General features: G+C 51.7%; 8 protein-coding genes. 1 reads left to right on the top strand and 7 read right to left on the bottom strand.

Annotated features, from left to right (window positions below; all coding sequences use genetic code 11):
• The 5 genes from apaG to lptD form a co-directional block, all read right to left on the bottom strand.
• Positions 1-378, bottom strand: a complete 378-nt coding sequence (apaG, locus tag AACU55_RS20085) for a Co2+/Mg2+ efflux protein ApaG (RefSeq protein WP_112286979.1) — start codon at positions 376-378, stop codon at positions 1-3.
• A 4-nt stretch (positions 379-382) separates the two neighbouring features.
• A complete protein-coding gene (rsmA, locus tag AACU55_RS20080; RefSeq protein ID WP_013577044.1) occupies positions 383-1,210 on the bottom strand; it encodes a 16S rRNA (adenine(1518)-N(6)/adenine(1519)-N(6))-dimethyltransferase RsmA in 828 nt (275 codons plus the stop codon).
• A gap of 5 nt (positions 1,211-1,215) precedes the next feature.
• Positions 1,216-2,223, bottom strand: a complete 1,008-nt coding sequence (gene pdxA / locus AACU55_RS20075; protein WP_134705983.1) for a 4-hydroxythreonine-4-phosphate dehydrogenase PdxA — start codon at positions 2,221-2,223, stop codon at positions 1,216-1,218.
• Complete coding sequence (gene surA, locus AACU55_RS20070; protein WP_013577042.1) at positions 2,213-3,508, bottom strand: peptidylprolyl isomerase SurA; 1,296 nt, start codon at positions 3,506-3,508, stop codon at positions 2,213-2,215. Before surA ends, pdxA begins: the two co-directional genes overlap by 11 nt.
• An 86-nt stretch (positions 3,509-3,594) precedes the next feature.
• Entirely contained in the window at positions 3,595-5,970 is a 2,376-nt protein-coding gene (gene lptD, locus AACU55_RS20065; RefSeq protein WP_013577041.1) for an LPS assembly protein LptD, read from the bottom strand.
• A 181-nt stretch (positions 5,971-6,151) separates the two neighbouring features.
• Between lptD and djlA the strand changes: the two genes are divergently transcribed.
• The gene (gene djlA / locus AACU55_RS20060) at positions 6,152-6,973 is read left to right on the top strand and encodes a co-chaperone DjlA (RefSeq protein WP_013577040.1); all 822 of its coding nucleotides are present in this window, start codon (positions 6,152-6,154) and stop codon (positions 6,971-6,973) included.
• 68 nt (positions 6,974-7,041) lie between these two features.
• On the opposite strand, the gene AACU55_RS20055 is transcribed toward djlA, so the two are convergent.
• A complete protein-coding gene (locus AACU55_RS20055) occupies positions 7,042-10,821 on the bottom strand; it encodes a S6 family peptidase (RefSeq protein ID WP_134705982.1) in 3,780 nt (1,259 codons plus the stop codon).
• A 205-nt stretch (positions 10,822-11,026) separates the two neighbouring features.
• Positions 11,027-11,728, bottom strand: a complete 702-nt coding sequence (rluA, locus tag AACU55_RS20050) for a bifunctional tRNA pseudouridine(32) synthase/23S rRNA pseudouridine(746) synthase RluA (RefSeq protein WP_015690474.1) — start codon at positions 11,726-11,728, stop codon at positions 11,027-11,029.
• Positions 11,729-11,749 lie beyond the last annotated feature (21 nt).

The raw sequence follows: 11,749 nt of genomic DNA, 5'->3' as shown, positions 1-11,749 counted from the left end.
TTAATTTATCAGCGTAGGGATGGCGAGGCGGAAGACCGGAACAGGCACACGGAAGGCTTCACCGTCTTGTGCGACCATTTCATAATGGCCTTCCATCGTGCCCAGTGGCGTTTCTAAAATAGCGCCGCTGGTATAGTGAAATTCATTGCCAGGCAGGATCAGCGGTTGTTCACCGATGACCCCTTCACCCTGGACTTCAGTCTGGCGACCGTTACTGTTGGTTATCAGCCAGTAACGGCGAAGCAGTTGCACATTAAAACGCCCCAGATTGCGGATGGTGATGGTGTAAGCGAAGACAAAACGTTCTTCTTCGGGTATCGACTGTGACTCAACGTAGATACTTTGCACCTGAACACAAACGCGGGGCGAATTAAGCATAACGCTACTCCTGAAGTTCCGGGGTTTTAGGTCGTGTGGACAACCAGTTAGCCAGTTTACAGAATTGCTCTACAGAAATATTTTCAGCACGCATGCTGAGATCTAAACCCAGTTCGGTCATTTGTTCCGGAGTGAACAGGTGGCCGAGGCTGTTGCGCACTGTTTTACGACGCTGGTTGAAAGCATCCGTTGTCAGACGGCTCAGAATGCGAATATCAGGCACCGGATACGGGATCACTTCATGCGGCACTAAACGTACCACAGCGGATTCCACTTTAGGCGCCGGTGTGAAGGATTCTGGTGGAACTTCCAGAACAGGGATCACATTGCAGTAATATTGCGCCATCACCGTTAAACGACCATACGCTTTGCTGTTCGGGCCTGCAACCAGACGGTTTACCACTTCCTTCTGCAACATAAAATGCATGTCTTTGATGGCGTTGGTATAAGTGAACAAATGGAACATCAGCGGCGTAGAAATGTTGTACGGCAGGTTACCAAAGACACGCAGTGGCTGACCGAGTTCTTCAGACAGTTCGCCGAAATTAATTTTCATCGCATCAGACTGGATGACCCGCAGTTTGCCCTGAAACTTAGGGTTATTTTCCAGACGTGTTGCCAAATCACGGTCGAGTTCGATGACCGTCATGCTGTCCAGGCGCGAAGCAACAGGCTCAGTTAACGCCGCCAGACCGGGACCGATTTCAACGACGGCCTCGCCCGGCATAGGGTGAATGGCCGACACGATGCTATCGATAACAAACTGATCGGTTAAGAAGTTTTGCCCAAAACGTTTACGGGCAAAGTGACCTTGGTGGACTCTACTATTCATTGTTGTTATTTATCGTTGCTGTTATTTGCCATGTGAATGGCGAGATTTATTGCTGTCTTGAAACTGCCCGCATCGGCGGTGCCGGTGGCGGCGAGTTCAAGGGCGGTACCGTGATCAACGGAAGTCCGGATAAAAGGCAGGCCGAGTGTGATATTCACTGCGCGACCAAATCCCTGATATTTTAGCACCGGAAGGCCCTGATCGTGATACATCGATAAAACAGCATCGGCATGTTGCAGATATTTAGGCTGGAATAACGTATCAGCGGGCAGCGGGCCGATGAGATTCATCCCTTGCTGGCGCAGTTCGTCCAGGGCAGGAATGATAATGTCGATCTCTTCGTGCCCCATGTGGCCACCTTCGCCGGCATGTGGATTCAGGCCACACACATAAATTTGCGGCTCGGTAATACCAAATTTGGTTTTCAGATCATGATGCAAAATGGTGATGACTTCATGCAGGCATTCACGGGTAATTGCACCCGGCACCGCCAGCAAAGGCAAATGCGTGGTCGCCAGCGCAACGCGTAACTCTTCGGTTGCCAGCATCATCACAACACGGTCGCAATGGCTGCGGTCAGCGAAGAATTCGGTATGGCCGATGAAGGGAATTCCGGCATCGTTGATAATGCTTTTTTGAACCGGGCCGGTGATCAGTGCAGCGAATTCACCGCTGATAGCACCGTCGCAGGCACGTGCCAGCGTTTCCACCACGTAGGGCGCATTAGCCACATCAAGTTTACCTGCGGTCACCGGGACGGCGAGTTTAACAGGCAAAACGGTCAATATGCCCGCAGCCTGAGGCTCTGGCGGACGCGCTCTCTGATAATCGCGTAAGCGGATATTCAGGCCGAGTTTCTCAGCACGTTCAAGCAGTAAGGCCGGATCGGCACAGACCACTAACTCAACAGGCCATGCCTGCTGAGCCAGCGCCAGTACCAGATCCGGCCCAACCCCGGCCGGTTCGCCGGGGGTAATGACCACAGATTTTGTCACGGAAGTATTATTTTCCATTCCCATCCATAATTTTCACATACGCTTCAGCACGCTGTTCCTGCATCCACGTCTGGGCTTCTTCCGCAAATTTGCGGTTGAACAGCATGCGGTAAGCACGTTCTTTCTGTGCCGCATCTGTTTTATCGACCTGACGGGTGTCAATAAGTTGGATCAAGTGCCAGCCAAACGAAGAGTGAACCGGTGCACTGATTTCGCCTTTTTTCAGGTTCATCAACGCATCACGGAACGCAGGATCGTACATATCTGGTGACGCCCAACCTAAATCGCCGCCCTGATTAGCAGAGCCAGGATCCTGAGAAAGCTGTTTGGCTTCATCAGCGAATGTGGCTTTACCGCTCTTAATATCAGCCGCAACCTGTTCCAGCTTCGCACGCGCCTGCGCATCCGTCATTACGACAGAAGGTTTCAGCAGGATATGACGGGCGTGAACCTCGGTGACAGAAACCGTTTTATTGTCGCCACGGATATCGTTCACTTTCAGGATGTGGAAACCAACACCAGAACGGATCGGGCCAATGACCTGGCCTTTCTGAGCGGTGCTTAACGCCTGAGCAAACAGGGAAGGCAGTTCCTGCAATTTGCCCCAGCCCATGTTGCCGCCTTTCAGTGCCTGGGAATCAGCCGAGTAGGTGATAGCCAGTTTGCCAAAGTCCGCACCATTGTTCAGATCAGCAACAATTTTCTTCGCCAGCTGTTCTGCAGAATCAACCTGATCCTGAGTTGGGTTTTCTGGCAGTGGCAACAGGATATGGCTGAGGTTGAATTCAGCACCGCTGCCGTTTTGCGCCGCAACCTGTTTGGCAAGCTGATCCACTTCCTGAGGCAGTATGGTGACACGGCGACGCACTTCACTGTTACGTACTTCGCTGATGATCATTTCCTTGCGAATCTGCGTACGGTAAGTGCTGTAGTTCATTCCGTCATAAGCCAGACGGCTGCGCAGTTGATCAACAGAAATGTTGTTTTGCTGTGCAATACCGGCAATGGCTTTATCCACGTCCTGATCGGTTGGCGTGATGCCCATTCGGGTCGCCATTTGTAACTGGATCTGATCCATGATCAAACGGTCGAGGATCTGGTGACGCAGAGTCGCATCATCCGGCAACTGCTGTTTAGCCTGCTGTGCCTGCTGTTTTACAGAATTAAACAAGCTATCAACGTCACTTTGCAATACCACGCCGTTGTTAACGACGGCGGCAACTTTATCAACTTCCTGAGGGGCAGCAAACGCAGTGCTGGCACAAAGCGTCACGCCGAGGAGAAGTGTTCTCCAGTTCTTCATACTTTTTCCATTTGTCTAATCCGCAAGCGCGGGTTTCAAGTTCACTGAATTCGTCGTGTCTTCACGAAATGAATCGTGTTTCGGGCTTAGAAAGCGCGTTGATAAGGCAGTATGCCGCTGGCCAACATTTCTTTCGTTCCGAGGGTTTGATTGTTACCCAGGCCTCTAAGTTCAATATTGAAACCAATCTTATTGTCATATTTACTTTCTGACTTAACCGTATCGTAGCTGGTGATCTTACGTTCATAACCAACATTGATAGCCCAGCAGCATGTGTTGTATTGCAAACCAATAAGCTGATCGGCTGGTTGCTGTGCTTTGGTGTCGTAATAATACGCCCCCACGATCGCCCAACGGTCAGCAATCGGCCAACTGGCGATGCCGCCAACCTGCGAAATACCGTCCTGATAACCCGGGTTGGTAACGTTAGGTAACGTTGCCTGAATATATTCCGGGCTGGCGTAACGGTAACTCAGCTGAATCATTCTTTCTGAGTCTGCGCGGTACTCCAGCACTGCATCGCCTAAAGCCAGCGCATCCAGACGGGTGTCATACTGCACTCCGCCACGGATACCCCAGAAATTGTTGATTTTGTAGTAGCTGTCACCGGCCCACACCAGGCTGCCCGTATCATCATTTTTATCCAGGACGCTATCAACGTCACCGGTACGTGGCGGCTGGAAGTAATAAATCTGACCGGCAGAGGCATTAAAGCGCTCTTCCAGATTTTCGTCATAGATACGGGTCGTTAAACCGCTTGCCACCTGGTTTGCAGAGGCAATACGGTCCAGACCACTGTAGCTTTTATCGCGGAACAGGCCGGTGTAGTCGGACTGTAACAGCGTCGAGTCATAGGTATTGATCGAGCTCTGATTGCGGTAAGGGATATACAGGTACTGCACGCGCGGTTCGAGGGTCTGGGTGTAGTCACTGTTCCAGTCCATCGTGCGGTCGAACACCATTTTGCCGTCGCTTTTAAACTCAGGCATCGTACGGTTCACGGATGAACGCAGTTTGGTATTCGGATTGCTATCGTAATACGCGTCCGGAATATCCTGCTGATAGTGGGTAGTCATCAGCTTCACTTCGTTATCCAGACTTCCCCAGCCATTACTGAGTGGCAGGCTGATAGTCGGCTCGAAGTGTGTACGCACTGCTTCCGGGTTGTCAGGGTTTACGCTGGTGAATTTCACCGCCTGACCGTACAGATGCAGGTCAAACGGGCCCACATCATTTTTGTAATAGTTAATATCCAGCTGTGGCTGTGCACGGTAAGCGTTGGCGTTCCCGAAATCTGAGAACACCTGGAACTGCTTACTGGCCAGTGTAACATCCCAGTTTTGGTTCGCGTAACCTACGCTGAATTTCTGCGTGGAATAGCCGTCAGTACTGGAACCGTATTTCGAATCGAAATCGGTGAAGTAATAAGGGTCACTGACCTTGGTATAGTCGACGTTGAAGCGCCAAACCTGATCGTATACACCGGCATGACGCCAGTAATACATCCAGCGCTTGGTTTTATCGCTGGTACGGTTTTCATCTTCGACATACTGCTGATCGATTTTCTTATCGTTACCCAGATAATCGAATTCCATCAGACCCGCACCGGCAACGGTCAGGTAGCGGAATTCATTTTGCAGTTGCAGACCACGGTTGCTCATGTAATTGGGCGTAATCGTGGCATCGTAGTTTGGCGCAATGTTCCAGTAGTAAGGAACGGTGACACCAACGCCATTATTGCTGCTGTAGTTAGCATTAGGGATAAGGAAACCGGAACGACGCTTATTGCCAATCGGCAACTGCATGTACGGGCTGTAGAACACCGGCACCGGACCGATATGGAAGCGGGCATTCCAGATTTCAGCCACTTCTTCCTGACGATCCTGAATCACTTCGGAACCGACGACGCTCCAGCTGTTATCGCCAGGCAGACAGGTGGTAAATGTACCGTTATCCATGATGGTGTAACGGTTGTTGTCACGCTGCTTCATTTTGTCAGCCTGACCACGTCCCTGACGGCCGACCATCTGATAGTCGCCATCCTGAACATCAGTATCTTTGGTGGTCAGGTTCGCAAAGCCTTTCGGGCCATTCAGCTTGATTTGGTTATCGTTATAACGCACGTTGCCGGTCGCAGTAGCGGTTCGGGTCGGGGTCGGCTGATTGGGATTGGCGATTTGATTAAGCTGAACCTGATCAGCATCCAGTGTGCTGTTGCCCTGAACAACGTTAACGTTGCCGCTAAACAGCGCACTGTCAGGATAATTGCCGGTCGCCTTATCGGCGTTGATGGTCACAGGCAGTGAATTAGGATCACCCTGCACCAAAGGTTTGTCATAGGTCGGAACGCCGAGCATACATTGTGCTGCGAGATCGGCCATTGCGCCGTGACTGTACAATACTGACCAGATTGTGGCGGCCAGCATTGTCGGTAAGCGTGTTTTCAGACGTCTGTTTTTCATACGTAAAATGGTGTTCCGTCATCAGAGGCATCATGCCGGCAAACGGTCAGAGACTATCTCACTCATCATGGTTGCGCTAGTGTTAAATCCCACCTGTTACGTTGCTGCCGTTAGGCACAACGATAAATGCCGGTTATGATAAAGCAATTTTTAAGCGACGGCATGGCGAATTGAGGAGTATATGCAGTATTGGGGAAAACTGCTCGGACTTATCCTGGGCTTATGGTCCGGTTTAGGCTTCTGGGGAATTGTAGCAGGGCTGCTGATAGGGCATATGTTTGATACCGCGCGTTCAGCGAAACGCAGAGGGTATTTTGCCGATCAGCAGACACGTCAAACCATCTTTTTCCGCACCACGTTTGAGGTGATGGGAAATCTGACTAAATCAAAAGGCAGAGTTACCGAGGCGGATATTCAGATCGCCAGTCTTTACATGGAACGTATGCAGTTGCACGGCGAGCAGCGCGAAGCCGCACAACGCGCCTTTCGCGACGGGAAAGAAGCTGACTATCCCTTGCGTGAGAAAATGCGCGAACTGCGCACTGCGTGTTTTGGTCGTTTTGACCTGATACGGACTTTTCTGGAAATCCAGATCCAGGCCGCGTACGCCGACGGTTCATTGCATCCCAATGAACGCGAAGTGTTGTACGTGATTGCTGAAGAGCTTGGGATTTCACGGATGCAGTTCGATCAGTTCCTGCGCATGATGGAAGGCGGCCAGCAGTTTGGCGGTCACCAGCAGGGGGGACGCTCGTATGGCGGCGGTTATCACCAGACGCAGCAAGGCCCGACGCTGGCAGATGCCTGCAAAGTGCTGGGCGTGAATGCCACCGACGACGCAACGACCATTAAACGTGCCTACCGCAAACTGATGGGCGAGCATCATCCTGACAAACTGGTGGCGAAAGGTTTACCGCCTGAAATGATGGAAATGGCGAAGGAAAAAGCACAGGCGATTCAGGCGGCGTATGACCTGATCAAACGTGAAAAAGGCTTTAAATAACGTCATCATTAAAAAGGCGCTCTTTTCAGAGCGCCTTTTGCTTTGTGGGACACAGATTTGTGTCAGTGTCAGAACTTAAACGTCACCCCTGCGACAGCCTGCCAGTAATCTACCCCTTCATCTTCCAGCCTGTGCTGATACTGTACACCGGTATTCAGTGACACATTCGGCATCGGATTGCTGATAATCCCCAGGTCTAGCATCCCGGAACTGCCTGCAGCACCGCTGTGGAAGCTGTTGCTGACGTCGCTGTAGGTGACTCCGATGTCCACTGACGCATCGTCTCTGAGATCTGTAATGAACAATGTATTCGCCGTAATCGCCCATTTACCAGCATTTGCGGTATCCCAGTCGTAGCGGTAACGCATCCCTAAGCGGGCAGTCTGACGGGTGATATCGTCATAATGAACCTTCGTATTATCAATATCCGTAAAATCATCGACTTGCAGGCGCTGAATGCCAAATCCAACTAATGGCGTCAGCACATGATTACCCGCCTGGATTTTATATCCCACATCCACAGAGCCACCGAAGGAGGTCGCACTGATATCCGCCACGTCACTGCCGCGCAGGTCGGTCGATACATTGCCGTCATAGATGGCGACGTCCGAAGCTACATCCACCGTTAAACCGCTGACATACTGATACGACAGCAGTGAAGAGAGTCCCCAGGTGGTGTATTGCGTTTTGCTGTTGCCGTCGGCGGCATCCGGCGTGACATCCAGATTAGCGCTGGAAAGGCCAAGGCTCAGTGCCAGCGAGTGGGTGTCGTTACCCAGTTGCATCACTTTGGCACCCAATAGCCAGCCTTCTTCTTTCTGCGTGTAGTCGTAGCCATAATCCATAAAGCCGAGTGCTGAATGATAGTTGTCTTCTCCGTTGAGATACTGGAAGAAGAGATTCTGTTTCTTATCATCCTGTGCCAGAACCTGATTGCGGAAGGTTTCACTCACGCGACTGTTGTAGCTCAGCAGGGCGGAAGGTAAAGACAGATAAGAAGGCACCTGCGGCGTAACGGCCGGACGCGTATTTTTTCCGCTATCATCGTCATCTGGCGTCGGTGCCGGCGGGACCGGCGTATTATCGCCGCCGTCATCCGGCGTTGGTTCAGGAACCGGTGTATCGTCGTCCTCGCCATCGTCTTCATCATCCGGCGTCGGTTCTGGCGGAACCGGCGTGTTATCGACCGGTACCGTATTGTCGCCTTCGGTCAGCATGTTGTTTTGCAGACGGTAATCCCAGAACTGATCGCCGCTGCCTGCCACTTCACGCTGTTCTTCAGAGCTGCGGCCCGGTGCGAAGGCATACAGGTTATAGGCGTAAGCGCCGCGCGCCACGTATTCCCCCGCCAGTCTGAAGCTGTCTTTGGTTGCCTTACCGGCCACCTGGATCAGCGACACGCCTTCCTGATTATCCGCTGCGCCATCATTATCCGTATCAGTGAAGAAACCCGCCCCTGACGGTGTGACTTGAACACTCACCGGTGCAGAGGAAACCATGTCGCCGTTGATCAGCAGCTTGTCGGTTTGTGTGAAAGCCGGATCGAAATGCGTGCGCAGGCTGAGCAGATTATTGCTGCCCGCCGCCATTGTGCCGTTAACGGTTTGCGTGGCCGCGACAAATGTATCGCTCTCGCTTTCGTTTTCGGCTGGCCAGTGTGGCAGAAGCTGCACATCATCTTTCAGGATCAGATCGGCGACGGTGTTGTTACCGGCCAGCACCGTGTTTTTCTCCATCGTGACGGTGGACGCAAGGGAGCCGTTGAGGATCAGCGCGCCGCTGTAAATATTGGTGGCACCGGTGAACGTATTCTCGCTGTTGATGTACAGCGCGCCCGGCGCCATTTTCTTCAGGGTTCCGTTACCGGAAATAGTGGCGTCAATCACCACGTCATTATTGCCGTCGGTGCTGGTGGTTTTACTGTCTGTCTGATCAACAGAAATCATACTGCCGGAAGCCAGTTCCACCTTGCCGCTCAGATGCGATTTACTGTTCAGCATCAGGTTTGCCAGCTCATTGAGCTTAACGTTGGCATCCAGTGTGGCATGTTCGTTCACCCGCAGGGTGGCATGGCTGGCCACATCCACATTGTTTATCGTATAGGTTTCATCAATCCAGTCATCACTGAAAACAACGTTACCGGCATGCGGTGTCGGGCGACCCGCCAGTCTCAGAATGCCATTTTGCACGGAGAGCTGATTCAGATCGGCTCCGCCAGCCAGTTCCCAGACGCCTGCGGAGGAGTCCGGCGCATAATCGACGTTCAAATTCGACGCCGTTTCCTGACTGCCGAGATGGCCAATAAATGTCTGGTTATCAGAGTTATTCAACGTCAGCGTACTGATCTGGTCTGCATTGCTGTTAATAATTGTCGCACCGGAATCACTGTGATTAATGGTGCTGAAAGCCATGTCATAGCCATTCAGATCCAGATTACCGCCACGGTAACCAAAGTAAATATCGCTGCTTTCAATCTGGTTTTCGCCGCCGATCTGCACGGTCGGTCGACCGCTGACAATGGTGACTTTGGAGAAGGCTTTTTGCTCCCCGGCTTCATTGGCCTGCTGGGCTAACACCACCAGCCCGTCGCCGACATTCAGCGCGCCGCCATTATTCCCCACGGCATTGACGTACAGCGTACCTTCGCCGATTTTATGTAAAGTATCTCCGGCTAAACCGTTCACTTCCCAGTCAACGGTTTTATCCGCATCGACTTCGATCCCGCCGCCCACCCAGGTGCTGTTCGCACCTTCAGCCGACACCACCCGGTAATCGTTCGAGAATTGCAGTTTTGCGGCACCATGATTGACGGCGCTATCGAGTACGATCAGGCCGCCATCACCGGCAAAGCGCAGGTCTTTCGAGGCATTGAGTTCATCATTGGAGGCTTGCGAAGGCAGTGCCGTGTTGACGCCGTGCCACTGCCAGCTGTTTTCGCCCTGCGTAATATTGGCAGCCGTCCAGTGAATGTCGCCGTCGGCGGCTATATCGGTCACATCAGGATCGGTATTTTCAGCAATAACGCCCTTGAGGAAATTCAGCTGCATATCCAGCGTATAACTGATGTATTCATATCCTGTTTTTCCTGTGCCTCCCCATGGTGAGACACCATAGATTTTCCATTCTTTTTCCACGTTATCGTAAACATAGAGCGGGCTTCCGCTGTCGCCTGCTTGTATCGCTGAACTGAATGGCTGAGCACGTGCATCAGGTGGCCCGTAGTTCACCCAGCGTAAACGTGACGGTTCAAAAGTGGGATTAACCATCGTGCCGCCGCTTTTCCAATCGTAAGCCCCGGTGATATAGACGGGTTTCTTGGTGACCGGGTCGACCTGATACTGCGTTCCTGAGCCAACCCGTGCATAGTAAACATAACGTTCCGGGTTATTACGCACCTGCTGCGTGTCTACCATTGGTACTGGCGCGGCTTCGGTCACGACTTTATTCAGACGGGGAACATGAAAGTCTTTATTCCATGTTTCATAAGCTGGATGAATATTTCGGCTGATTAATTTATAGGTGGTTCGGTATTTTGCGTGATTCCCAAAATCAACGGAAGTATATCCACCGTTATGAGCAACGCTGGCAATATAGGAAGGTGAAATTAATGTCGCGAAACCCAGGCTGTTGACTGCGCCAAAATCAGGCATAGGAAAGTTCAGCATTCCGGCTGACGTGCCGTCCATTTTGAAAACTTCAATGTTTTCTTCACCGGCACCATATTTCCCCAGATTCTCTGCGAAGTCGCGGTAGTCCTGAACCGCAACATCTTCACGCATGATACCGGCATCGGCATCAAAAAGCGCCAATGCAATCAGGCTGCTGAGCAGCTTTGGTTTCCATTTCATGTCGTCTTCCCTGAAGGGTGAATAATTAAATTTGAATAAATAGGGCGGGATGTTATCAGTCGTGCGGGGCGAATTAACAGGGAAGGGAATAGGTGAGGAAGCCGATATTATATTTTTGGCAAGGTAAATTCTGATAAAACAACACGATGCTAATGTAATACATATTACTTAATAGTGATTGAAGAAATATGTATTATTTGAATGGTTAAAAATCCGGTTCGCAGTTAAATACCAGCGGCGCATCGGTTATCGGATGATAAAACGATAATTCCTGTGCGTGCAGTTGCAAACGACCGGCCGCTGCCAGCGCCTGCGGATGGGCATAGAATTTATCGCCCAGAATCGGATGCCCGAGCGCCAGAAGGTGCACGCGCAACTGGTGCGAACGTCCGGTAATCGGCCGCAGTTTCACCCGCGTTGTGCCGTCATCATCCCATGACATCACTTCATACTGCGTCAGCGCTTTCTTGCCGGTCTCGTGACAGACCTTCTGTTTCGGCCGGTTAGGATAATCGCAAATCAGCGGCAAATCGATAATGCCGTAATCTTCTTCAACCCGTCCCCAGACCCGCGCGATATACACTTTCTTAGTTTCGCGTTCGCGGAACTGGCGTTTAAGTTCACGCTCAGCGTCTTTGGTCAGCGCCACCACGATCACGCCGCTGGTGGACATATCCAGACGATGGACGGACTCAGCCTCAGGAAATTCCTGCTGAATACGCGTCATCAGGCTGTCCTGATGCTCGGCCAGCTTGCCCGGCACGGAAAGCAGCCCGCTCGGCTTATTGACCACCATGATGTGTTCATCCTGAAAAATCACCTGTAACCAGGGATCGGTCGGCGGATTGTAATTCTCCAGCGGCCGGGTTTTCGACGGTTCAGGGATAGTCGGTTGATGTTCGCTCATAGCGGTTTCAGTCTGCATTCA

The sequence above is a fragment of the Rahnella sp. CJA17(1/100) genome (assembly GCF_963881615.1).
Classification (GTDB): domain Bacteria; phylum Pseudomonadota; class Gammaproteobacteria; order Enterobacterales; family Enterobacteriaceae; genus Rahnella; species Rahnella aceris.
This window is presented reverse-complemented; position numbering and strand designations above follow the sequence as displayed.